The sequence below is a fragment of the Blastococcus sp. SYSU D00922 genome, from assembly GCF_054050495.1.
Map to the genome: position 1 here is coordinate 115764 of NZ_JBJGZL010000011.1, position 23066 is coordinate 138829.

Here is a 23066-nt window from a genome sequence, read left to right on the forward strand (position 1 = left end):
GCCTTCCTCCCACCCGCCCCAGCCGCCCCGGAACTGTCGGTCCGCCGTGATTCCATCGAGGGGTGGCACAGGGGGGAGCGGCGCCGGTCTACCGGCTCGTCACGGGTGAGGTCCCTCGGCTCTCCGCCCCCCGCCTCGACCCGACGCAGCAGGCGGTCGTCGACCACGAGTCCGGCCCCCTGCTCGTCCTCGCCGGTCCGGGCACCGGCAAGACGACGACGATCGTCGAGGCGGTCGCCGCGCGCATCGACGCCGGCATCGACCCCGAGCAGATCCTCGTCCTGACCTTCAGCCGCAAGGCGGCCGCCGAGCTGCGCACCCGCATCACCGGCCGGGTCGCCCGCACGATCCGCGAGCCGCTCGCGCGCACGTTCCACTCCTACGCCTACGGCGTCCTCCGCCGGGCGGCGCTGCTGCGCGGCGACGCCCCGCCCCGCCTGCTCACCTCCGCCGAGCAGGACGCCGTGGTCGCCGAGCTCCTGCGCGGCGACGCGGAGGAGGAGGGCGCGGTCCGCTGGCCCGACGCCCTGACCCCGGCGCTCGGCACCGCGGGCTTCCGCAGCGAGCTGCGCGACCTGCTCATGCGCGCCACCGAGCGCGGCGTGGGCTCGCGGCAGCTGGCCGCGTGGGGCCGGGACACCGGCCGCGACCACTGGGTGCTCGCCGCCGCCTTCCAGGAGCAGTACGAGGGCGTCACCGCCTTCTCCACCGCTGGCCGCGGTGACGCGTCGGGCTACGACCCCGCCGAGCTCGTGCGGGCGGCGATCGCCGAGCTCGATGGCGACCCGGAGCTGCTGCGCCAGGAGCGCGAGCGGGCCCGCTGGCTGTTCGTCGACGAGTACCAGGACACCGACCCCGCCCAGGTGGAGCTGCTCGAGCTGCTCGCCGGGGGAGGGGGCAACCTGGTCGCGGTCGGCGACCCCGACCAGGCGATCTACGCGTTCCGCGGGGCGGAACCGCGGGGCATGGTCGAGTTCGCCGAGCGCTTCCGGCACACCGACGGCCGGGCCGCCGGCCGGGTGTCGCTGGGGGTGTGCCGCCGATCGGGCGAGGAGCTGCTCCGGATCAGCCGGAAGGTCGCCGAAGGTCTGCCCGGCCCGTGGGAGCACCGTCGTCTCGTCCCCGGCGAGGCCACCGATCCGGGGGCGGCCGAGGTGCACGTCTTCGGCTCCGCCGCCGTGGAGGCGGCCTACCTCGCCGACGTCCTGCGCCGGGCCCACCTGCTCGACCACGTGCCCTGGTCGCAGATGGCGGTCGTCGTCCGCACGTCCGTCGCGCTGGGCCCGCTGCGACGCGCACTGGCCTCGGCCGGCGTCCCCGTGGCGGTCTCGACGGACGACCTGCCGCTGGCCGGCCAGCCTGCCGTCGCGCCGCTGCTGACGGCGCTGGACGCGCTGCTGCCGGCGCCCGGGTCCGACGGCGCAGCGGTCGGGCTCGACGAGCCGGCCGCCGAGGCGCTGCTCGCGTCTCCGCTCGGCGGGGCCACGGTGCTCGACCTCCGCCGTCTCCGTCGGGCGGTGCGGATCGCCCTGGTGAAGCAGGGCGTCGACCCGGCCGAGCGCGGTGCCCCGCTGGCCCTCGCCCTGGGCGACGACACCCTGATCGACGCGCTGCCCGACCACGTCGCCGCTCCGGCCCGCCGGGTGGCCGCGGTCCTGTCCGCGGGCCGGCTCGCACTGGCGCACGACGGCACGGCGGAGGACGTCCTCTGGGCGATGTGGCAGGCCAGCGGCCTGGCCACCAAGTGGGCCCGGTCGAGCGCGGCCGGCGGCCCGTCGGGCGCGGTGGCCGACCGCGACCTCGACGCCGTGGTGGCCCTCTTCGACGCGGCTGCCGGGTTCGTCGACCGGCTGCCGTCGGCCGACGTCCGGGCGTTCGTCGCGCACCTGTCCGCCCAGGAGCTGCCCGGCGACACCGGAGCCGCCCGGGCGGTCGCGGGCGAGACGGTGCGCCTGCTCACCGCGCACGCGTCCAAGGGGCTCGAGTGGGACCTCGTCTGCGTGGCCGGGGTCCAGGAAGGTGTCTGGCCGGACCTGCGCGAGCGGTCCAGCCTGCTGGGCATCGAGGAGCTGGTGGAGCGGGCGTCCGGCGTCGACGGCACCGCTGTCGACCGCCGGACCCTGGCCCTGGCCGAGGAGCGGCGGCTCTTCTACGTCGCCTGCACCCGTGCCCGGAAGCGGCTGGTGGTCACGGCGGTCGAGGGCGCCCTGGACGGCGCCGACGCCGGCGCGACGGCATCCCGCTTCCTCGACCTGGTGGCCCCGCCGCCGGAGGACGGGCGTCCGCTGACCGAGCTGCCCCGGTCGCTCACGCTCCCGGCGCTGGTCGCCGACCTGCGCCGTGCGCTGACCGACCCCGACACCCCCGCGCACCGGCGGTCGGCCGCCGCGTCGGTCCTCCGCCGGCTGGCCGACGAAGGCGTCGCCGGCGCCGCGCCGTCGAGCTGGTGGGGGCTCGCCCCCCTGTCGGACGACGCCCCGCTGGTGCCCGAGGACGACGCGGTCCGCGTCCGCCCCTCGGCCATCGAGACCTTCCAGCGCTGCCCGCTCCGGTGGGTGCTCGGTGCGGTGGGCGCCGAGGCCTCGCCCGACACCACGCGGACGGTCGGCTCGGCGGTGCACGCGGTCGCTCAGCGGGTCGCCGAGGGGCTGCCGGCGGCTGAGGCGAAGGCCGCGCTCGACACCGAGCTCGACCAGCTCGACCTCGGCCCCGGGTGGTCCGACCAGCGGCAGCGGGTCACCGCCCAGGAGATGCTCGACAAGTTCCTCCGCTGGCACGCCGCCAACGGCCGCGAGCTGCTCGGCGCGGAGGAGGACTTCGACGTCACCGTCGGCCGCGCCCGCATCCGCGGGCAGGTCGACCGGCTGGAGCGGGACGCCGAGGGCCGACTGGTGGTCGTCGACCTCAAGACCGGCAAGACCGCGGCGAAGAACACCGAGGAGCACGGGCAGCTGGCCGCCTACCAGGTGGCCATCGCCGCCGGCGCCTTCGGCGACCACGGGAACGTGCCCGGCGGCGCCGCGCTGCTCCAGGTCGGCACCGGGGCCAAGGCCAAGGAGCAGCACCAGGAGCCGCTGCCCGCGGACGTGCCGGTCGGCGAGACGTGGGCGGGCGAGCTGCTCGCGCAGGTCGGCGAGGGGATGGGCGCGGCCACGTTCGAGGTGCGCACCGGCTCGCATTGCTCGCGGTGCCCCGCTCGTCGCAGCTGCCCGCTGCAGGAGCCCGGCCGGCAGGTGACGGCATGACGCCCCGCGCCGGCGCGCCCGCCGACCAGCTCTCCTTCGACGACCTGTTCGCCGAGCCGGTCCCCGAGGCCCCCGCCACCCGCCGGTGGCTCAGCCCGGCCGAGGTCGCGGCCCGCTGCGGGCTGTCGTACGCGCCCTCGCCCGAGCAGGCGCGGGTCGTCGAGGCACCGGCCGACCGGCCGCTCGTCGTGGTCGCGGGGGCCGGGTCCGGCAAGACCGAGACCATGGCCGCGCGCGTCTCCTGGCTCGTGGCCAACCGCGTGGTCGCGCCGGAGGAGATCCTCGGCCTGACCTTCACCCGCAAGGCGGCCAGCGAGCTCAACGAGCGCATCCGGCTGCGGCTGGGCGCGCTCGCTCGCCACCCCGACACCGAGCCGGAGCTGCGGGAGCGGCTGGACATCGCCCAGCCCACCGTGTCGACCTACCACGGCTACGCCGCGGCGCTGGTCGCCGAGCACGGCCTGCGGATCGGCGTCGAGCCCGGGGCCGGGGTGCTCGGTCCCGCCATGTGCTGGGGTCAGGCGGCGCAGGTGGTCACCGCCTACACCGGCGACATGAGCGACGTCCCCCTCACGCTGCTCACCACGGTCGAGGACGTGCTGGCGCTCGCCGCCGACCTGGGCGAGCACGACATCAGCCCCTCCACGCTGGGCGCCTGGACGGCGCGGTTGGAGTCGCAGATCCACGGCTACGCCGACGCCCCGCGCAAGAAGGGCCCCTACGCGCCGGTCCTGGAGTTGCTCGCGCGGCAGAAGGCGCGGGTCTCGCTGCTGCCGCTGGTGGAGGCGTTCGAGGCACGCAAGCGCGCGGCCGGTGCCATCGACTACGCCGACCAGGTCGCCTACGCCGCGCGGATCGCGGTCGCCTCGCCGGAGGTCGGCCGCCGCGAGCGGGCGCGCTGGAAGGTCGTGCTGCTCGACGAGTACCAGGACACCAGCGTCGGCCAGCTCCGGATGCTCGAGGCGCTGTTCGGGCGGGCGACCGGTCACCCGGTGCTGGCCGTCGGCGACCCGCGGCAGTCGATCTACGGCTGGCGCGGCGCCTCGGCCGGGACGATCGAGCGCTTCGACCGCACGTTCCCCGGGCTGCCCGGCAGGTCGGCCGAGCGGCTCACCCTGGCCACGAGCTGGCGCAACGACGACGCCGTCCTCGCAGTCGCGAACGCGGTCTCGGGGATGCTGCCCCCGCCCGAGCAGCCGCTGCCCGACCTCGCGCCCGCGCCGACCGCCGGCCGCGGTGCCGTGACCGTCGGGCTCTACGACACGGTGGCGGACGAGACCGAGGCGCTGGCCGACCGGCTGGCCACCTGCTGGCGGAACGAGGACCCGCTGGTGGCCCGGCAGGACGGGAAGCGCCCGACCGTCGCCGTGCTGGTGCGGACCCGCAAACAGCTTCCCGGTATCGCGGCGGCGCTGCGCGAGCGGGGCCTGCCCGTCGAGGTGGTCGGTCTCGGCGGCCTCCTGGAGGTCCCCGAGGTCTCCGACGTCATCGCCACCCTCACCGTCCTGGTCGACCCGACCGCGGGGGACGCCCTGGGCCGGCTGCTCAGCGGCGCCCGCTGGCGGATCGGGCCCCGGGATCTCGCCGCCCTCGAGGCGCGCGCCCGCGCGCTCGTGCACTCCCGCCGGCCGGCGCCGGCGGAGGGCGCCCCCACGGTGGAGGCGCCGTCCGAGCGCGGCAGCATCGTCGAGGCCCTCGACGACCTCGGCGGCCCGGACGCCTACTCGCAGGCCGGCTACCGGCGGCTGCGGCGGCTGGGCGCGGAGCTCGGGCACCTGCGCACCCGGCTCTCCGAGTCGTTGCCCGACCTGGTCGACGAGGTCGCCCGCACGCTGGGCCTGGAGACCGAGCTCGCCAGCGCACCCGGCGCCAGCCCCGCCGGCGCCCGCGCCCACCTCGACGCGCTGCACGGCGTCGCCGCCGAGTTCACCGAGCTGGCCGAGCTGCCGTCGCTGCCGGCGTTCCTCGGCTACCTGCGGGACGCCGAGGAGCGCGAGCGCGGGCTGGAGCCCGGCGAGGTCGCCGTGAACCCCGAGGCGGTGCAGCTGCTCACCGGGCACTCCGCGAAGGGCCTGGAGTGGGACGTCGTCGCCGTCCCCGGGCTCACCGCCGATCAGTTCCCGGCGAAGGCGGACACCAGCGACTCGTGGATCCGCGACCCCGGCGCCGTCCCGGCCGACCTGCGGCTCACCGACCGCGAGGAGCTCCCGCGGCTCCGCCTGCCCGTGCCCGGCTCGGGCGACCAGGCCGTGGTCAAGCAGGCGCTGGAGGAGTACGTCCAGGAGTGGAAGGACTTCGGCACCGCCGAGGAGATCCGCCTGGGCTACGTCGCGGTCACCCGGGCGCGGCACCTGCTGCTGTGCTCGGGCAGCTGGTGGCGCGACGGCGTCAAGCCGTGCGGGCCGTCGTCGCTGCTGCTCACCGCCCGGCAGGCGTGCGAGGACGGCGCGGGCACCGTCGTGCACTGGGCCGAGCCGCCCGCCGACGACGCCACCAACCCGGCGCTGGAGGAGTGGCCGGTCGGGATCTGGCCGGCCGACCCGCTCTCGTCCGGACGGCGTCGCGCGCTGACGGCCGCCGCCGAGCTGGTCACCGGCGCCGCTCCGCACCCGCTCGACGCCGAGCAGGTCCTCGACGGCGGCGACCCGCTCGTCGAGCAGTGGGTGCGCGACGCCGACCTGCTGCTGCGCGAGCGGGCCCGGCACGCCAGCCCGACGGTCGACGTCCCGCTGCCCTCGCACCTGTCGGTGTCGGCGCTCGTGACGCTCCGCCGCGACCCCGCCGAGCTGGCCCGGCGGCTGCGCCGTCCGATGCCGGCGGCGCCCGCCCCTCAGGCTCGGCGCGGCACCGCGTTCCACGCCTGGCTGGAGGAGCGGTTCGGCGCGGCCAAGCTGGTCGACCTCGACGAGCTGCCCGGCTCCGGCGACGAGTTCGCCGCGCCGGACGGCGTGCTGGCCGAGCTGCAGGAGGCGTTCCTCGCCAGCGAGTGGGCCGACCGCCAGCCGGCCGAGGTGGAGGTCCCGTTCGAGACGCCGCTCGGTCCGCTGACCCTGCGCGGGCGGATCGACGCCGTGTTCCAGCGCGAGGACGGCGGATTCGAGGTCATCGACTGGAAGACCGGCCCGCCGCCGTCGGGGGGCGAGCTGTCCGCCGCCGCGGTGCAGCTCGCCGCCTACCGGCTCGGGTGGTCGCGCCTGACCGGCGTGCCCGTCGAGCAGGTCAGCGCCGGCTTCCACCACGTGGCCGCCAACGTGACGCTGCGCCCGGTCGACCTCCTCGACGAGGCAGGGCTGCTGAACCTGGTCACCGGCGCGGACGACTGACCCGCCCCCGGGGCTCGAAACCGGCAACCCGGAGCGCGACGCCCCACGTACCGGCGACCGATGAGATGTGCCAGCGCCCGCAGTCACCCCATCCGGGAGCACGGCCGGACGGGCCGGCGCGACGACCTCGGAGGATCACCGTGACGCAGTACCTGCTGTCGATGCCGCACGACTCGGCCGAGGAGCCCACGATGGCGACGATGGACCCGGCGGAGCTCGAAGCCACGATGGCGGTGGCTCTCGCCTTCATCGAGGAGCTGCAGGGCTCGGGCGCTCTGGTCTTCGCAGGCGGGCTGCACCCGCCCTCGACGGCCGTCACGGTCGACCACACAGGTGACGGCCTCGCCCTTGTCGACGAGCCGTACACGAAGGCGCCGGAGTATCTCGGTGGCCTCTGGGTGATCGAGGTGCCAGACCGCGAGGCAGCCGTCGCCTGGGCCGCCAAGGCGTCCAAGGCCCTCAACTCCCGGATCGAGGTCCGTGCCTTCCAGGAGGTCCCGGCGTAGGTCGTCGGCCGGGCCAACCCGGTCCGCGGGACCGACCCGCTCAGGCGGACGCGATGCGGTCCAGGATCGCGCGGGCCAGTTGCTCGGGGGCCTGCTCGGGGATCCAGTGCGTGATGCCGGGCAGCTCGACGAACTTGTAGTGCCCCGTGACGTAGTTGGCGCACGCCTCGGCCGCCGTCCGCCCGATCGCCGCGTCGCCGTCGCTCCACACGTACGTCGTCGGCACCTCTACCCGGTCCACGCGGGTGTCGGAGCTCATCGCGCGGTACCAGTTGAGCGCCGCAGTGAGCGCCCCCGGTGCCGACAGGACCGCCACGTACTCCTCGACGGCCTCGTCCGGGATCCCGGACGCGTGCTCGCCGCCGGTCAGCATCCGGCGCAGCCGACGGGCGTCGTCCTCGAGCAGCACGTCCTCCGCCTTGCCGGCCTGCCAGAACAGCCGGATGTAGGCCGACCGCTCCTTCTGCTCCGGGTCGGTGCGATAGGCGACGGTGTAGGCGGCCGGGTGCGGCACCGAGACCGCGGTCAGCGAGCGGACGCGGTCGGAGTGCCACGCGGCCAGCGTCCACGCCACGTTTGCGCCCCAGTCGTGCCCGACCACGTCGGCGACCGGGATCTCCAGCGCGGTCATGAGGTCGGCGGTCACCTGAGCGAGGTTCTGCGCGGAGTACGCCTGGACCTCCCCGGGGCGGGCGCCGGGGGAGTAGCCCAGCTGGTCGGGGGCGTAGGTCCGCAGCCCGGCCTGCGCCAGCAGCGGGCTGACCGCCGCCCACGACGCCGAGGTCTGCGGGAAGCCGTGCAGCAGCAGCACCGGCCGCCCGTCCTCCGGGCCGTCGACGCGGACGTCGAAGGTCAGGTCGCCGACGTCGGTCCGCAGCAGCTCTCCGCCCATGCCCCGGACGCTAGCCGGACGCGGGCCGCACCGCCGACGGCACTACCGTCGACCGCCGTGAGCAACCCCGAACGCGACTTCGTGCTGGACCACGTCGACGACCTGCACGCCGACCTCGAGGCATGGGTCCGCATCCCGTCGATCTCCGCGGACCCGGCACACGCCGCCGACGTCGCCGCGAGCGCCGAGTGGCTCGCCGAGGCGCTGCGCCGCACCGGCTTCCCGACCGTCGAGATCTGGCCGACCCCGGGCGCGCCCGCCGTCTTCGCCGAGTGGCCGTCCGCCGACGCCGACGCCCCTGTCGCGCTCGTCTACGGCCACCACGACGTCCAGCCGGTCGACCCGCCCGAGCTGTGGGTGCACCCGCCGTTCGAGCCCACCCGGGTGGACGGACCGGACGGCCCCGAGCTGCACGGCAGGGGTGCCAGCGACGACAAGGGCGTCCTGATCGTGCACCTGCTCGGTCTGCGCGCCCACCTCGCCGCCACCGGCCGCGACACCCCCGCCGTCACGGTCAAGGTGCTGATCGAGGGCGAGGAGGAGTCGGGCTCGCCGCACTTCCCCGCCCTGCTCGCCGAGCGGCGCGAGCGGCTCGACTGCGACGTGGTCGTCGTCAGCGACACCGGCATGGCCGCACCCGACATCCCGAGCGCGGTCACCGCCATGCGCGGTCTCGCCGACGCCGAGATCACCCTGCGCGGACCGGCCGTCGACCTGCACTCGGGGTCGTTCGGCGGTGCCGTCCCCAACCCGCTGCACGCCATGGCCGAGCTGCTCGCGAAGCTGCACGACGACCAGGGGCGCGTCACGCTGCCCGGCTTCTACGACAAGGTGCGCCCGCTCACCGACCGCGAGCGCGAGCTCATGAGCCGCGTCCCGTTCGACGAGCAGGCCTGGCTGGCCGGCCCGGCCGCCTCCCGCGCCACCTACGGCGAGGCGGGCTTCAGCACCCTGGAGCGCACCGGCGCCCGCCCGACCGCCGAGGTCAACGGCATGTGGGGCGGCTACACCGGCCCCGGCCACAAGACGATCATCCCGGCGGAGGCGCACGCCAAGCTGACGTTCCGGCTGGTGTCCGACCAGCGGCCGCAGGACATCGGGCCGCAGCTGCGCGCGTGGGTCGAGGCGAACGTGCCGGCCGGCATCGAGGCCGAGGTGCACACCCCGCCCGGCGGCGTCTCCCCGTGCGCCAGCGACCTCGACTCCCCGGCGATGGAGGCGCTGCTGCGCGCCATCGGGCAGGCCTTCGACACCCAGCCGCAGGACGTGCTGTTCACCCGCGAGGGCGGCAGCGGGCCCGAGGCGGACCTGGTCGAGGCGCTGGGGGCGCCCCTGCTGTTCCTCGGCGCGGGGCTGCCCACCGACCGCATCCACTCGCCGAACGAGCGCGTGCTGCTGCCGATGCTGCACCGCGGTGCCGAGGCGGCCGCGCACCTGTGGCGCGAGCTGGGCGCGATGCGCCTCCGCTAGCCGGCGACCAGGGTCCCGACGACGACCGTCGCGCCGATGTCGTCGTCGGCGACCACCCGGCCGGCGAACCCGGCCGCGGTGACGACCGCGGTCGCCGTCGGGACCTGGGCCGCGCCGACCTCGAAGAGCAGCGACCCGCCCGGCGCCAGCCACGCCCGCGCGCCCGACACGACGCGTCGGGCCACGTCGAGGCCGTCGCCGCCCCCGTCGAGGGCGGTCCGCGGCTCGTGGTCGCGCGCCTCCGGCGGCATGTACGCGATGGCCGCGCTGGGCACGTACGGGACGTTCGCCACGAGGACGTCCACCCGCCCCCGCAGCGAGGACGGCAGCGCGTCGAACAGGTCGCCGGCGTGCACAGCTCCCGTGGGCAGGTTGCGGCGGGCGCAGGCCACCGCCGCCGGGTCGACGTCCGAGGCGTGCACCTCGGGCCGGTCGAGCCGCGCGGTCAGCGCCGCGGCGACCGCGCCCGACCCGCAGCACAGGTCGACGACGACGGCCCCGGCCGGCGCCAGCGCGGCGGCCTCGCCGACCAGCAGCTCCGACCGGCGTCGCGGCACGAACACCCCCGGCGCCACCGCGATCCGCAGGCCGCAGAAGTCCACCCAGCCCAGCAGGTGCTCGAGCGGCTCCCCGTCGATCCGGCGGCGCACCAGCTCCTCGAGCGCTGCCGGGGACGACGCCTCTGCGGTGAGCAGCAATGCCTCGTCCTCGGCGAACACGCAGCCGGCAGCCCGCAGCCGGTCGACGACTGCAGCAGCGGTCACGCGCGCCTCCTCGAATGGGCCGCGAACGCTACGCGCCGTCCTAGGGTGGACGCCGTGACCGGACCCGACCAGCCGGCTCCGCCCCCCGGCTGGTACCCCGACCCCGACGGGACCCCCGGGCTCGTGCGCTGGTGGAACGGCCTCACCTGGTCCGACGTCGCGATCCCGTCGGGTCCGGGCGTCGCCGTCCGGTCCTCCCCGCTGCTCGCGCCGCCCGCACCGGCGCCGTCGCCGGTGCCCCCGCCCGAGGAGCCGTCCCGAGGTGGCGGCGGCGCCCGGACGGCCTGGATCGTCGGCGTCTCCCTGTTCGTGCTGGTCGCCGTCGTCGTCGCCGCGGTGTTCCTGGGCCGGCCCGCGTCCGACCCGGTGGCCGAGGCGCCGTCGTCGTCGGCGCAGCTGCCCCCGGCCGGACCCGAGTTCCCGCCGGGGACCGTGCGGATCATCGACGAGGCCTCGGGGATCTCCTACCCGTACCTCGGCGAGAACTGGTACGAGTTCGACCTGGGCATGCAGGCCGAGGTCACCGCGATCGCCGGGCAGTACTTCGTCACCCAGGACCTGACGCCCGAGGGGACGACGTTCATCGCCCAGTGCACGTCCGGCCCGCTGTCGGACGGCCTCGGCTGGGCCGGGCCCTCGACGCTCCAGACGACGACGCGGACCGTCGCCGACAGCGTGCGGTTCAACTACTACCCGCGGCCCAACGAGCGGACGGTCCTGCGCGACGAGGCTCGGACGGTCGACGGCCACGAGGCCTACCTCTACGAGTTCCAGCTGGCGTGGGACGCGCCGGGCTACGACGCGAGCGGGGAGCGGGCGGCGCTGCTGCTCATCGACGTCGGCCGGCCGGCGCCGGCGCTCCTCTACCTCTCGATCCCCAACACCCACGCCGAGCTCTACGGCGTGATCGACCGGGTCATCGACGCCGTCGACGTGTTGTGAGGGCCGACCGCGCAGCGGTCGGTCGCCCCCCGCGATTACTGTCGTCGGCGTGACTGCAGCCGGGACCGAACTGACCCTGCGGCACCCGGTGGAGCGCTTCACCCTCGACAACGGGCTGCGCGTCGTCCTCGCCCCCGACCGCAGCGTCCCGGTGGTCGCGGTGAGCGTCTTCTACGACGTCGGGATGCGCAACGAACCGGAAGGGCGCACGGGCTTCGCCCACCTCTTCGAGCACATGATGTTCCAGGGGTCGGCGAACGTCCCCAAGATGGAGCACGCGCGCCTGGTGCAGGCCGCCGGCGGCACGTTCAACGGGTCGACCCACCAGGACTACACGAACTACTTCGAGGCGCTCCCGGCCGAGGCGCTCGAGCGTGCGCTGTTCCTCGAGGCCGACCGCATGGCGGCGCCGGCGATCACCGAGGAGAACCTCCGCAACCAGATCGACGTGGTGAAGGAGGAGATCCGGGTCAACGTGCTCAACCGGCCCTACGGCGCCTTCCCGTGGCTGCAACTGCCGCAGATCGCCTTCGAGAGCTTCGCCAACACCCACGACGGCTACGGCTCGTTCGTCGACCTCGAGTCCTCGACCGTCGACGACGCGGCCGACTTCTTCTCGACCTACTACGCGCCGGGCAACGCCGTGCTCTGCATCGGCGGCGACCTCGACGTCGCCGAGACCGAGCGGCTCGTGCAGCGCTGGTTCGGCCCGGTCGCCGCCCGCCCGGTGCCCCCGCTGCCGCCCACCGGCGAGCCGCTGCCCACGAGCGTGCGCACCGCGGTCGTCGAGGACGCGCTGGCCCCCGCGCCGGCCCTGGCCATCGGCTGGCGGGTGCCCGACCCGGTCGGCGACTTCGACCGCTACCTGGGCACCGTGCTGCTGGGCGAGCTGCTCAGCGAGGGCGACGCCTCGCGGCTCGAGCGCCGGCTGGTGCACGACGACCGCATCGCCATCGCGCAGAGCAGCTACGTCGGGCTGTTCGGCGACCCGTTCGACGTCCGGGACGCCACGCTCCTCACCACCCAGGTGCACCACCCCGCCGCCGTCGCACCCGAGACGGTGCAGGCCGCGGTGCACGAGGAGGTCCGGAAGATCGCCGACGACGGCGTCCCCGCCGACGAGCTGCGCCGGGTGCAGGCCCGCACCGAGGCGCAGCTGCTCCGCCAGGCCGACTCGGTGCTCGGTCGCACGCTGGGCTTCGCCGCCGCCGAGCTGGTCCACGGCCGGGCGGAGCTCGCCGGCGAGCTGGCCGCGCGGCTCGCGGCCGTGACGCCCGAGCAGGTGCAGGCCGCCGCCCGCGACCTGGATCCCGGCACCGCTGCCGTCCTCGAGCTGCGCGCCACGGGAGGACGGCGATGAGTCTCGACCTGTCCCTGATCCCGCCGCTGGGCGAGCCGCGGCCCCAGCCGGTCCCCACGGCGGTCGAGTCGACGCTGCGGAGCGGGCTGCGCCTGGTCGTGGTCCCGCGGCCCGGCGTCCCGCTGATCGAGCTGCGGCTGCGCGTGCCGTTCGCGGCGACGACGGCGGCCGACGCTGGCCTGCACACCGCGCAGGGCTCCGTCCTCTCGGGCGCGGTGCTCCTCGGCACCGCCGCGCACGACCAGACCGGCATCGCGCAGCTCCTCCAGGGCCACGGCGCCGAGCTGTCAGTCTCCACCGACCCCGACCGGCTCCTGTTCGCCACCACGCTGCTGCCCGACGGGCTCGGTCCCGTCCTCGGCGTGCTGGCCGAGCTGCTGACCGGCGCCACCTACCCCGACGACAAGGTCGAGGGCGAGCGCGACCGCGTCGCCGAGCGGATCGCGATCGCCCTCTCCCAGCCGGGTGTCATCGCGCGCAGCGCCCTGGCCGCGCGACGCTACGGCGACCACCCCTACGCGATCACCCTCCCGGACCCCGCCCTGGTGACCGGCGTCGACGGTGCGGCGCTGCGCGACCTCCACCGGGCGCGCGTGCTCCCGGCCGGCAGCAGCCTCGTCCTGGTCGGCGACCTCGACCCGGCGGCCGCGGCCGACGCGGTCGCCGCCGCGCTCGGCGAGTGGGCCGGCAGCGGGCACGCCGTCGAGGCACCCCCGGCGCCCGAGCTGCTCGGCGCCGGCATCGAGGTGGTCGACCGGCCCGGGGCGGTGCAGTCCAACATCCGGCTCGGTGGACCGGCGCCCGGCCGGACCGACCCGGACCTGCCCGCGGTGCGCCTGGCCAACATGATCTACGGGGGGTACTTCTCCTCCCGCCTGGTCGAGAACATCCGCGAGAACAAGGGATACACGTACAGCCCGCGCAGCTCGGTCGACCACCTGGCGGCCGGCTCGTCGTTCCTCGTCGAGGCCGACGTCGCCACGGAGGTGACCGGCCCCGCCCTCCTGGAGACCTGGTACGAGCTCGGCCGCATGGCCCTGCTGCCGGTGACCGAGGCCGAGCTGGACGCCGCCCGGCGGTACGTGCTGGGCAGCATGGCGCTGTCCACGGCGACGCACGCGGGGCTGGCCAGCACGCTCTCCGCGCTGGTCGGCGCCGGGCTGCCGCCGGGCTGGCTGGCCGAGCACCAGCAGGCGCTGGCCCAGGTGACGCTCGAGCAGGTGCGGGAGGTCTCGCACCGGTATCTCGCCGCGACCGGGCTCACCGCGGTCGTCGTGGGCGACGCCGAGCGGATCTCCGGTCCGCTCGGCGCTCTCGCACCGGTCAGCGTCCGGGCCGGCACCCCCGGATGACCGTCCCGGCATCCGCGTGGCCGGAGGGGACCGGCCCCTCCAGCGGTGAGGTCCCGGTGCTCAGCCGGGTCGCGCACGACAGGGCCCACCTGTCCCGCACGCTGCCCGACCCCACGGGCGGGCGGCCGGTCCGGGTCCTGACCGTCGACCCCCGGCGCACCGTGCCGGTGGCCGAGGGACCGACCGGGCCGGGCCTGGTCTGGGACGAGCAGCCGGAGCTGCCCCTGGGCGCGGTCTACCTCGGCGAGGCCGACGGCGTCCCCTACGCGGCCGTGCGCGGCGAGCGCTCGCTCACCGTGAACGGGCGCCCGGTGGACACCTGGACGGGGCTGCGCGAGGTCGGCGCCGACCTCGGCGACCTGGACGCCGGCCTGCTCGTCGAGGCGATCGGCATCCTGGAGTGGCACGAGCGCCACCGGTTCAGCCCCCTGACGGGCAACGCCACGACCGTGGAGCGCGCCGGCTGGGTGCAGCGCGACCCCGAGACGGGCACGGAGTTCTTCCCGCGCACCGACCCCGCGGTGATCATGCTGGTCCACGACGGCGACCGCGTCGTCCTCGGGCGGCAGGCCGTCTGGCCGCCGGGGCGCTTCTCCATCCTGGCCGGCTTCGTGGAGCCGGGGGAGTCGGCCGAGGCGGCGGTGGCCCGGGAGGTCGCGGAGGAGGTCGGCCTCGCGGTGACCCGCATCCAGTACGTCGGTAGCCAGCCGTGGCCGTTCCCGCAGTCGCTGATGCTCGGCTTCGTCGCCCGCGTCGACGGCGCCGACGAGCTCGTGGTCGACCCCACGGAGATCGAGGAGGCCCGCTGGTTCACGCGGGACGAGCTCGCGCGCGGGGAGGGGCCGGCCGCGCTCCCGCCACCGGTGTCGATCGCCCGCCACATCCTCGACCGCTGGGTCGCCGGCGAGTTCAGCTAGCGAATCGGCCGGCGAGCACCAGGGCCGGCCGGTCGGGGTGGTCGGCGAGGACGACGGCGTCGGCGAGCCCGGCCGGGTCGACCTCGTCGTCGTAGCGGTCGAACGCCGGCAGCTCCCATGCCTGGTCCGCCGGGGTCAGCCGGCGGCGGGCCGCCGGCGACATGCGCAGGTGGACGACCACGTCGAAGGGCAGCCCGATGCCCTGCAGCAGCGGCCCGGGCACGAGCAGCACGCCCGACGGCGGGACGGGCCGCCGGCGAGCCCGGGCGGCGCGGTCCCGGACGACGTCCCACAGCACCGGGAGGTACTCGCCGCTGCCGCCGGGGCCCACCGGGGCGAGCACCTCGCGGGTGAGCGCCCCGGCGTCGAGCCAGTCGGTGTACCGCGCGTCGGGGTCGGTGCGCCCGTGCTCCAGCCGCAGCGAGGCCGGCCGGTAGAAGCCGCCCGCGGGCACGACGACGGCCGGGCGGCCCAGCGCGGGCAGGTGCTCGGCGACCGCCGTCGCGAGGCGCTCGGGAGCCGCGGCGTCCGGGCCGTCGACGGCCACTCGCAGCGCGGACGCGCCCGTCTCGGGGGGCAGCGGGGCGAGGAGGGCGGCCAGGCGCTCGGCGAGCGCCGGCGGGGTGAGCGGCTGCGGACGGCTCAGGAAACGCCGTCCACGGCGGCGGCCGACGGCTGGGGAGGCGTGCGGGGCAGCGGGGGGCTCACCTCGGCGACCACGGCGCCGCGACGACGTCCGGGCGCGGGCACCGACCGGCCGCCGCGCCGTGAGCCGCCGTCGGCCGGCGGGGGATCGGCGGCCAGCCCGTCGAGGACCTCGCGGGCCAGTTCGGCGACCGGACGGCCCTGCGACCGGGCGTCGCGGCGGAGCGACTCGAACGCGTCACGGGCGCTGGTGCCGTGCCGCTCGGCCAGCACACCGATGGCGCGCTCGGTCGAGACGCGGGCGGCGAGGGCGTGCTCGAGCTGGGCGACGGTGCGCTCCAGCTCGGCCACCCGCGCCGCGGCCGGGTCGAGCGGGTCGGTGTCCGCGCTGGGGCCCCGGGCCGACCGGCGGGCCGTGCGGTCGGGCTCCACGAGGGCGCCGAACTCCTCGGCCACGATGTCGGCGAGCGAGAGGCCCTCCACGAGGTCGGCCGCCGGATCGGCGCCCGCCGGTGACTGGACCGCCCAGCCGCGGGCGGTCCGGGTGAGGGCCACCGGCGACGGGCACGGGGCATCCGGGGAGGGGGACTCGGGTCCCGAACTCTCCACGGGGGCCTCCGGGAGGGCGTCCGGCGAGGCGTGCCGGAGGACGTCGGTGCCGCGGTCGCGGCCCGCTCCAGGGCGATTGTGCCCTGTCGAGGGCCGGGGACCGGGGATCACCTGGTGCTCACGCCTCCGCAGCCGAGCCCAGCTGGGCCTTCACCTGGTCGATCGAGGGGTTGGTGAGCGCGACACCGTCCGGGAACAGCAGCGTGGGGACGGTGCGGTTGCCGCCGTTGGCCTGCATGACCAGCTCGGCGGCCTTCGCGTCGCGCTCGATGTTGACCTCGGAGAAGGGGATCCCCTCGCGCTCCATGAGCTTCTTGAGCCGGACGCAGTACCCGCACCAGTCGGTGGTGTACATCGTCACGAGGGCCGTGGGGGTCGAGGTCATCGAGGGGGATCCTCCCTGGTAGTTCCGAGCCGGTCCACCCCCGGGAGGGTGGCCTTGATCTGTCCCCGGACCAACGCCGCGCCCCTGGGGATGCTTCCCGGCGTCGTCGCACCCGGCTGAGAGGATCGGGGCACACACGTCGGCCGCGAGGACGGAAGGGGATCCCATGCCGCAGACGGGAGCCGAACCGGCCTCCCGGGCCGAGGCCGTGCTCGCCGCGCTGGACGACGAGCAGCGCGCCGCCGCCCAGGCCGTCACCGGTCCGGTGTGCATCCTCGCCGGCGCCGGAACGGGCAAGACGCGCACGATCACCCACCGCATCGCCTACGGCGTCCACTCCGGTGTCTACGTGCCGGAGCAGGTCCTCGCCGTCACCTTCACCGCCCGGGCGGCGGGGGAGCTCCGCGGGCGCCTCGCCGCCCTGGACGTCGGCGGTGTGCAGGCCCGCACCTTCCACGCGGCGGCGATGCGCCAGCTGCGCTACTTCGCGCCCCGGGTGCTGGGCGGCCCCATGCCGGCGCTGATCGAGAACAAGCTCCGCGTCGTGGCCACGGCGGCGGCGCGCAACCGGCTCACCACCGACCGCGCCAGCCTCCGTGACCTGGCCAGTGAGATCGAGTGGGCCAAGACCACCCTGGCCACGCCGGACGACTACCCGGCTCGCGCCCAGGCGGCCGGCCGCGAGCCGCCGTTCGACGCCTCGGCGGTGGCCGCCGTCTACGCGAGCTACGAGACCGCCAAGCAGCGCGACGGTGCCCTGGACTTCGAGGACCTGCTGCTCGTCACCGCCTATGCGATCGAGGAGCACCGCGCGGTCGCCCGCGAGGTGCGCGCGCAGTACCGGCACTTCGTCGTCGACGAGTACCAGGACGTCAACCCGCTCCAGCAGCGGCTGCTCGACGCCTGGCTGGGCGGCCGGGCCGAGGTCTGCGTCGTCGGCGACCCCAACCAGACCATCTACTCCTTCACCGGCGCCGATCCCGACTACCTGCTCGGTTTCGCCGACCGCTATCCCGACGCCGCCGTGGTCAAGCTCGAGCGCGACTACCGCTCGACACCGCAGGTGGTCGGCCTGGCCAACCGGCTGATCGGGCAGGCGCCGAAGCGCAAGGGGCTGCCCGGCCTGCGGCTGCTCGGCCAGCGCCCCGACGCCGCCGAGCCCACGTTCGTCGAGCACCCCGACGAGCCGGCCGAGGCGGCGGCCGTGGCGGCGAGGTGCAAGGCGCTCATCGACTCCGGGATGCCGGCGGCCGAGATCGCGGTGCTCTTCCGCATCAACGCCCAGTCGGAGGTCTACGAGTCGGCGCTGGCCGACGTCGGCGTGCCCTACGTGCTCAAGGGCGGGGAGCGCTTCTTCGAACGGCCCGAGGTCCGCGAGGCCGTGCTGCTGCTCCGCGGCGCCGCGGCCGGAGGCACCGATCCGGGCGCGCTGGTCCCCACGGTCCGCGACGTGCTGGCGTCCATGGGCTGGGCCGAGCACCGCCCGCCCGCCGGCGGTGCCGCGCGCGACCGCTGGCAGTCCCTCGCCGCCCTGGTCGACCTCGCCGTCGACCTGGTGTCGGAGAACCCCACCCTCGACCTGGCCGGCTTCGTCGGGCACCTGGCCGAGCGGGCCAACGCCCAGCACGCGCCGACCGTGCAGGGCGTCACGCTGGCGTCGATGCACGCGGCCAAGGGCCTGGAGTGGGACGTCGTGTTCGTCGTCGGCCTGGTCGACGGCGTCGTGCCGATCTCGCAGTCGCTGAGCAGACCGGCCGCCGTCGAGGAGGAGCGGCGCCTGCTCTACGTGGCCATCACCCGGGCGCGCGAGCACCTGTCACTCTCCTGGTCGCTGGGGCGCAACCCGGGTGCCAAGCGTGCGCGCCCGCGCAGCCGCTTCCTCGACGGTCTGGCTCCCGGCTCCGGTCCCACCGCGCCGGCGGCCCGTCGCCCGACCAAGCGGGCGAAGGTGGTGCTCGAGGGCGAGGCGGGGGAGCTGTTCGAGCGGCTCCGGGCCTGGCGCAGCCAGGCGGCGCAGTCGGCGTCGGTGCCGGCCTACGTCGTCTTCACCGACGCCACGCTGCAGGCCATCGCCGAGACCCGGCCCTCGACGATGCGCGAGCTGTCCGGGCTGCCGGGCATCGGCGCCCGCAAGCTGGAGCTCTACGGCGCGGACGTGCTGGCCACGCTCGGCGCCTGACCTGCGAGGGAGCCCATCCGGACCCGGGCCGGGTCGGCACCCAGCGCGACGGCAGGCGGTCGCGGTGGCCGTCGTGACACGTTCTGAGGAACTCGCCGTTAATTCGATTGACCCGCTTCCGGCGGGGGCCATAGTGTCCCCGCACACACGAGATGCACCCCCGTGCTCCTGGCCGTCCTGGTCAGGGCCGCGACCGAGGAAGGAGGGGGTACCAGTGATCAGCACGACGTGGACCAAGGCCCCCGCCGATCTCCTCGGCATGGGCGGCATCGACGTGCGCCCGGCCTACGGCCCGGGCCTGTGCGGCGGCTCCGCCGATCTCCTGGCGGTGCAGATCGCTGCGCCCACCGCTCCGGCCCAGGGGACCGGTCTGCCCGCAGGCAGCACCGCTGTCCGCCTCCGCCCCGTCACGCGCCGGCCGATCGGCGACGTCGTCGTGACCAAGCACCTCTTCGAGAACAACGGCACCACCCTCGGGATCCACTCCTCGAGGAGACCGCAGAGCTAAGCGCTCGACCGGTCCTCCTACAGGCCGCGGAACCCGAACCCGGGATCCGCGGCCTTTCTCATTCTCCGCGACTCCCGGCACCGACCACCGGTCGGCGGGCCCCCGCCGGCCACCTGCCAGAAGCCCAGCAGAGACGAGAACTAGGAGGAGCGGCAGTGCAGCAGACGATCGCCCGCCCGACGTCCCACCGCCGAACCGGGCTCCCCTGGACCGGGGGATCCCCGCCGAGACGACCCACGCCACTGGCCCCCGCGCCGGTGCGGCGCCCGCTGCCGTGCCGGGTCGAGGACCCGGAGCTGTGGTTCGCCGAGAGCCCGGCACAGCTCGAGCAGGCCAAGAGCTTCTGCGGCGAGTGCCCCATCCGGAGCGCCTGCCTGGCCGGCGCCCTGGACCGGGGCGAGCCGTGGGGTGTCTGGGGCGGCGAGATCTTCGAACGGGGCGCCGTCATCGCCCGCAAGCGTCCGCGGGGCCGTCCCCGCAAGGTCGTCGCGGCGTGAGCCGCGACGGCACCACCGCTGAATGCATCCAGCTCGACCGGTCCCTCCTCATGTCAGGGGGATCGACCACTCATCCAGAAGGAACTGCCATGTACATGCTCGAACAGGATCTGGCGCGCAGCCGGATGGGCGAGATGCAGGCGGAGGCCGCCGCGGCCTCGCGCGCTCGTCGTCTCTACCTGGCCCGCCGCGCGGCTCGTCGCGCGGAGCGTGCGGTCCGCCGCGCCGCTCGGGCTTCCGCCGCCGTCTACTGAGCACATCGCGGCCCTCCGGGCCGCACCGCCACCACGTGCCGCCCACGGTTGCGTGGAGCCGCTGACTCGCACCTGCGCGGGACCCTCCGGGCCCCACTCGGCGCGAACCGGTGGTCCCTACTGAGGCCGGGTCACGGACGCTCCCGGTGCGTCCGTGACCCGGCCTCGTCCCGTCTCCGCACCGTTCGCGCACGAACGGTGGTCACGGAGCCGCCGACACCACCGTTCGTGCGCATCCGGTGGTGCGGCAGCGGGTCACTCCACGAAGCCAGGCAGCCACTGCTCCAGGACGCTGCGGAAGTCGCCGGCGGAGTCGAGCTGGCACAGCACCCCGATGGACCCGATGGTCACCCGGTGGATCAGCAGGTACGCCGGCGGGAGGTTGAGCTGCCGGCCCAGCCGGCTGGCGTCGTTGCGGGGGTCGGCGATCCGCGCTGCCTGCTCCTGCATCCACGCGCGGGTGAAGTGGAAGTGGTGGGACGCCACCGGCTCGAGCATCGGGCGCAGGAAGTCGTGCACCCCCTGCGCGTCGACCTCGATGTTCGCCCGCACGAAGCCCTCGGCCCGCAGGTCGGCCAGGACCTCGTCGGCCTTGCCCGCCAGCGCCCAGCGCAGCAGCCGGCCGATCGGTTCGGGGTGCCCGTCGGGCAGCCGCGCCGTGGCCCCGAAGTCGATCACGCCCAGGCGGCCGTCGGCGAGCAGCCGGAAGTTCCCGGGGTGCGGGTCGGCGTGCAGCATCCCTGCCCGCTCCGGGCCCGAGAAGTGCAGCACCGCCAGCAGGTGCCCCGCGCGGTCGCGCTGCTCGCGGGTGCCGTCGGCGATGATCCGGGACAGCGGCGTGCCGTCCAGCCACTCCGACACGATCACCTTGGGCGCGCTGGCCACCACCCGGGGGACGACGATCTGGTCGTCGCCGGCGTAGGCCTTCGCGAAGGCGCGCTGCGCGTCGGCCTCGAGCCCGTAGTCCAGCTCCTCGACCACGCGCGCCTTGAGTTCGGCGATCAGCGGTTTGACGTCCATGCCCGGGAACAGCGCCGCGAACAGGCGCGCGAAGCGGGCCAGCTGGTTGAGGTCGGCCATCAGGGCGGTCGCCGCGCCCGGGTACTGGATCTTGACGGCGACGTCGCGCCCGTCCCGCCAGGTCGCGCGGTGCACCTGGCCGATGCTGGCCGCGGCCGCCGGCTGGTCGTCGAACTCCGCGAACCGGGTGCGCCAGGTGCCGCCGAGCTGCTGGGCCAGGACCGCGTGCACGGTCCGCACGGGCATCGGCGGCGCCTCTTCCTGGAGCTTCACCAGGGCCTCGCGGTACGGGGCGGCGACCTCTTCGGGGACGGCCGCCTCGAACACCGACAGCGTCTGGCCGAGCTTCATGGCCCCGCCCTTGAGCTGCCCGAGCACGGCGAACAGCTGCTCGGCGGTCCGCTGCTGCAGCTCCGCGGTGACGGCGTCCGCCGGCCGGCCCGAGAGGCGCTTGCCCAGGCCGAGCGTGGCCCGGCCGGCGGCTCCCAGGGGGAGCGACGCCAGCCGCGCGGTCCGCGACACGGAGCCCCGCGGCATCACCGGTCCGTCGTCACTCACGCGTTCCTCCTCGCCGGCGCTCGCGCCCCGTCCGGCGCCGCCGTGTGGTCTCGGTGAGCTCGTGAGCTCGGTCAGCCGCCCATTGTTCCCTGCCGGGGGGCCTCCGCGCCCAGGGGAACCGCCGACGGCTCGCCCTCCCGGGTGGCGGCGGACGCCGTGGCGGCACCGCACGGGCACGCCGGGTGGGCCGGCCACCTGCGGACCCGCGGCGTGAGGTGCGGCGGGCGCAGCTCCACCGTGGCCGCGAGAACCCCGGGCGCCGACGTGCCGTCCAGGTAGGCCAGGACCTGGAGCGCCGCGGTGGCGGCGGTCAGCAGGCAGGTGATCGTCGCCCCGCTGGGGGGAGGGTCGCTCCCGGTCAGCTGGGCGGCGAGCCGCGGCCAGCGGGGGTCGGCGTCGCGGCGGTGCAGGTCGGCGCACTGCAGGCAGCTGGTGACGCCCGGGACGACGAGCGGTCCGACCACGCCGGTCTCCCCGCGCACCGTCGCGACCAGGTGCGGCACGCCGGCGCGGTGGACCCCGGCGGCCAGGGGATCGGACGCCGCCCACGGACGGGCCAGCACGACGAGGTCGGCGGCGGCGTCGCTGCCCAGGGGTCGCAGGTCGGTGAGCGGGCTCGCCCGGCGCACGGCGTCGGCAGCCGCCAGGGCCCGTGGTCGCCCCTCGTCAGCCGCGCTGAGCCCACCGACGACGGCGTCGCCGGCGGCGGTGAGCCCGGTGTCCCGGACCGCCACGCGACCGATCCCGCTGGCGGCGAGCATGGCGGCCAGCGGGGTGCCGACGCGGGTGGCGCCCTCGACGACGACCGCGGCCTGCCGTCGCGCGCGCCAGCCGCCCGGGCGCGCCGACGCCGCGGGCAGTTCCGCGGCGGTGCGGGCGGCGGCCGCCGGTCCCGCGTCGGCGGCGAGCAGGTCGGCGGCGTCGAGGTCGACCAGCAGCCCGGCGGAGCGCAGCCCGCCGAGCACCCCCGAGACGACGGCGGGATCCAGGCCGGCCTCCACCGCGTCGGCCAGGACGGCCTTCTGCGCCCGGCGCCCGTCGAGCCCGCGCAGCAGCGCCACGACCGCCGCGCCGTCGGGGCGGAGCGCGAGCCCGTCGGTGCCGTCGACCCCGCCCACCTGCACCGACCCGTCGCCGTCGCGCAGCAGCGGGGTGCCGGCGGGAAGCAGCGGGTGGGAGAAGTCGCTCACCGGGGCAGCGTCGCAGCGCACGGGGAGGCCGCGCGGGCGCCGTCCACAGGCCCGGGACGACGAACGGCGGCGCCCCTGCCGGGGCACCGCCGTGTCAGGACCGCACGGTCCGCGCTCAGGCCTTGCCGAGGATCCGGTTCATCTTGGTGCCGCAGACGGGGCAGGTGCCCTGCGCCATGCGCCGGCCGGACTCGCTGACCTTCACCTCGCCGTCGAAGTCGCGCTTCTCCTTGCACTTCACGCAGTAGCCGTTGTAGCTCTCCGCCACGGGGGTCTCCTCGAACTCGGGGTGCCTCGGCTCGCGCGCCGGGCGCCGTTGCGCAGGCACGCTACCCGTGCGAGCGGCCGATGGTGTGACGGGCGGTCGCCGGAACGCGGCCGCCCCGGACGGGTTTGCCCACAGCCTGTGGACAGGGCTGTGGAGCGCGTGGGGACGACCCGGCGTGTCGC

General features: G+C 75.9%; 20 protein-coding genes. 12 read left to right on the top strand and 8 right to left on the bottom strand.

Features of this window, described 5'->3' with window-relative positions:
* Positions 1-62 precede the first annotated feature (62 nt).
* From ACI78T_RS15980 to ACI78T_RS15990, 3 genes are all read left to right on the top strand, one after another.
* The gene (locus ACI78T_RS15980; protein WP_456559102.1) at positions 63-3245 is read left to right on the top strand and encodes an ATP-dependent helicase; all 3183 of its coding nucleotides are present in this window, start codon (positions 63-65) and stop codon (positions 3243-3245) included.
* Positions 3242-6568 carry an ATP-dependent helicase gene (locus ACI78T_RS15985; protein ID WP_456559103.1) on the top strand — a complete coding sequence of 1109 codons (3327 nt, stop codon included), beginning with the start codon at positions 3242-3244 and terminating at the stop codon, positions 6566-6568. The genes ACI78T_RS15980 and ACI78T_RS15985 overlap by 4 nt, the downstream gene beginning before the upstream one ends.
* A 140-nt stretch (positions 6569-6708) precedes the next feature.
* Positions 6709-7074 carry a YciI family protein gene (locus ACI78T_RS15990; RefSeq protein ID WP_456559104.1) on the top strand — a complete coding sequence of 122 codons (366 nt, stop codon included), beginning with the start codon at positions 6709-6711 and terminating at the stop codon, positions 7072-7074.
* A gap of 40 nt (positions 7075-7114) precedes the next feature.
* Here the strand turns inward: ACI78T_RS15990 and ACI78T_RS15995 are convergent, their stop codons facing one another.
* Positions 7115-7966, bottom strand: a complete 852-nt coding sequence (locus tag ACI78T_RS15995; RefSeq protein WP_456559105.1) for an alpha/beta fold hydrolase — start codon at positions 7964-7966, stop codon at positions 7115-7117.
* Between the two features lie 57 nt (positions 7967-8023).
* Here ACI78T_RS15995 and ACI78T_RS16000 point away from each other — a divergent pair, with 57 nt between their 5' ends.
* Positions 8024-9436, top strand: a complete 1413-nt coding sequence (locus ACI78T_RS16000; protein ID WP_456559106.1) for a M20/M25/M40 family metallo-hydrolase — start codon at positions 8024-8026, stop codon at positions 9434-9436.
* Here the strand turns inward: ACI78T_RS16000 and ACI78T_RS16005 are convergent.
* Positions 9433-10200, bottom strand: a complete 768-nt coding sequence (locus tag ACI78T_RS16005) for a putative protein N(5)-glutamine methyltransferase (RefSeq protein ID WP_456559107.1) — start codon at positions 10198-10200, stop codon at positions 9433-9435. The two genes, ACI78T_RS16000 and ACI78T_RS16005, sit on opposite strands and share 4 nt — an antisense overlap.
* A 54-nt stretch (positions 10201-10254) precedes the next feature.
* On the opposite strand from ACI78T_RS16005, the gene ACI78T_RS16010 reads away from it, so the two are divergent.
* Genes ACI78T_RS16010 through nudC form a run of 4 tightly spaced genes read left to right on the top strand, consistent with a single transcriptional unit; the run spans position 10255 to position 14771 of the window.
* On the top strand, positions 10255-11142 hold the full coding sequence (locus ACI78T_RS16010) for a DUF2510 domain-containing protein (protein ID WP_456559108.1): 888 nt from the start codon (positions 10255-10257) through the stop codon (positions 11140-11142).
* A gap of 49 nt (positions 11143-11191) precedes the next feature.
* Positions 11192-12502, top strand: coding sequence for a M16 family metallopeptidase (locus tag ACI78T_RS16015; RefSeq protein ID WP_456559109.1), 1311 nt, complete (start codon positions 11192-11194; stop codon positions 12500-12502).
* Positions 12499-13854 carry a M16 family metallopeptidase gene (locus ACI78T_RS16020; RefSeq protein WP_456559110.1) on the top strand — a complete coding sequence of 452 codons (1356 nt, stop codon included), beginning with the start codon at positions 12499-12501 and terminating at the stop codon, positions 13852-13854. Before ACI78T_RS16015 ends, ACI78T_RS16020 begins: the two co-directional genes overlap by 4 nt.
* Positions 13851-14771 (top strand): NAD(+) diphosphatase, encoded by a 921-nt coding sequence (gene nudC / locus ACI78T_RS16025; protein ID WP_456559111.1) that lies wholly within the window; start codon positions 13851-13853, stop codon positions 14769-14771. The genes ACI78T_RS16020 and nudC overlap by 4 nt, the downstream gene beginning before the upstream one ends.
* On the opposite strand, the gene ACI78T_RS16030 is transcribed toward nudC, so the two are convergent.
* The 3 genes from ACI78T_RS16030 to ACI78T_RS16040 all read right to left on the bottom strand — a co-directional run bounded on the left by ACI78T_RS16030 (position 14764) and on the right by ACI78T_RS16040 (position 16410).
* Positions 14764-15318: a uridine kinase gene (locus ACI78T_RS16030; protein ID WP_456559112.1), complete on the bottom strand. Its 555-nt coding sequence runs from the start codon at positions 15316-15318 to the stop codon at positions 14764-14766. The two genes, nudC and ACI78T_RS16030, sit on opposite strands and share 8 nt — an antisense overlap.
* Positions 15319-15413: 95 nt before the next feature.
* Entirely contained in the window at positions 15414-15971 is a 558-nt protein-coding gene (locus tag ACI78T_RS16035) for an ANTAR domain-containing protein (protein ID WP_456559113.1), read from the bottom strand.
* 172 nt (positions 15972-16143) lie between these two features.
* The gene (locus tag ACI78T_RS16040; protein ID WP_456559114.1) at positions 16144-16410 is read right to left on the bottom strand and encodes a mycoredoxin; all 267 of its coding nucleotides are present in this window, start codon (positions 16408-16410) and stop codon (positions 16144-16146) included.
* 166 nt (positions 16411-16576) lie between these two features.
* On the opposite strand from ACI78T_RS16040, the gene ACI78T_RS16045 reads away from it, so the two are divergent.
* The 4 genes from ACI78T_RS16045 (at position 16577) to ACI78T_RS16060 (ending at position 19848) form a co-directional block, all read left to right on the top strand.
* A complete protein-coding gene (locus tag ACI78T_RS16045) occupies positions 16577-18589 on the top strand; it encodes an ATP-dependent helicase (protein WP_456559115.1) in 2013 nt (670 codons plus the stop codon).
* Positions 18590-18803: 214 nt separating this feature from the next.
* The gene (locus ACI78T_RS16050; RefSeq protein ID WP_456559116.1) at positions 18804-19097 is read left to right on the top strand and encodes a hypothetical protein; all 294 of its coding nucleotides are present in this window, start codon (positions 18804-18806) and stop codon (positions 19095-19097) included.
* 257 nt (positions 19098-19354) lie between these two features.
* The gene (locus ACI78T_RS16055; RefSeq protein ID WP_456559117.1) at positions 19355-19594 is read left to right on the top strand and encodes a WhiB family transcriptional regulator; all 240 of its coding nucleotides are present in this window, start codon (positions 19355-19357) and stop codon (positions 19592-19594) included.
* On the top strand, positions 19591-19848 hold the full coding sequence (locus ACI78T_RS16060) for a hypothetical protein (protein ID WP_456559118.1): 258 nt from the start codon (positions 19591-19593) through the stop codon (positions 19846-19848). Before ACI78T_RS16055 ends, ACI78T_RS16060 begins: the two co-directional genes overlap by 4 nt.
* A gap of 255 nt (positions 19849-20103) precedes the next feature.
* Here the strand turns inward: ACI78T_RS16060 and ACI78T_RS16065 are convergent, their stop codons facing one another.
* The 3 genes from ACI78T_RS16065 to ACI78T_RS16075 all read right to left on the bottom strand — a co-directional run bounded on the left by ACI78T_RS16065 (position 20104) and on the right by ACI78T_RS16075 (position 22884).
* Positions 20104-21426: an ABC1 kinase family protein gene (locus tag ACI78T_RS16065; protein WP_456559119.1), complete on the bottom strand. Its 1323-nt coding sequence runs from the start codon at positions 21424-21426 to the stop codon at positions 20104-20106.
* A gap of 71 nt (positions 21427-21497) precedes the next feature.
* Complete coding sequence (locus ACI78T_RS16070; RefSeq protein ID WP_456559120.1) at positions 21498-22616, bottom strand: ThiF family adenylyltransferase; 1119 nt, start codon at positions 22614-22616, stop codon at positions 21498-21500.
* Positions 22617-22731: 115 nt separating this feature from the next.
* Positions 22732-22884 carry a DUF5679 domain-containing protein gene (locus ACI78T_RS16075; protein WP_012950213.1) on the bottom strand — a complete coding sequence of 51 codons (153 nt, stop codon included), beginning with the start codon at positions 22882-22884 and terminating at the stop codon, positions 22732-22734.
* Positions 22885-23066: the final 182 nt, after the last annotated feature.

Excerpts from the sequence above, each read along its gene's own strand:
- ACI78T_RS15985 (WP_456559103.1), top strand. The coding sequence starts at position 3,242 with ATGACGCCCCGCGCCGGCGCGCCCGCCGACCAGCTCTCCTTCGACGAC.
- ACI78T_RS15995 (WP_456559105.1), bottom strand. The coding sequence starts at position 7,966 with ATGGGCGGAGAGCTGCTGCGGACCGACGTCGGCGACCTGACCTTCGAC.
- ACI78T_RS16020 (WP_456559110.1), top strand. The coding sequence starts at position 12,499 with ATGAGTCTCGACCTGTCCCTGATCCCGCCGCTGGGCGAGCCGCGGCCC.
- nudC (WP_456559111.1), top strand. The coding sequence starts at position 13,851 with ATGACCGTCCCGGCATCCGCGTGGCCGGAGGGGACCGGCCCCTCCAGC.
- ACI78T_RS16040 (WP_456559114.1), bottom strand. The coding sequence starts at position 16,410 with ATGACCTCGACCCCCACGGCCCTCGTGACGATGTACACCACCGACTGG.
- ACI78T_RS16045 (WP_456559115.1), top strand. The coding sequence starts at position 16,577 with ATGCCGCAGACGGGAGCCGAACCGGCCTCCCGGGCCGAGGCCGTGCTC.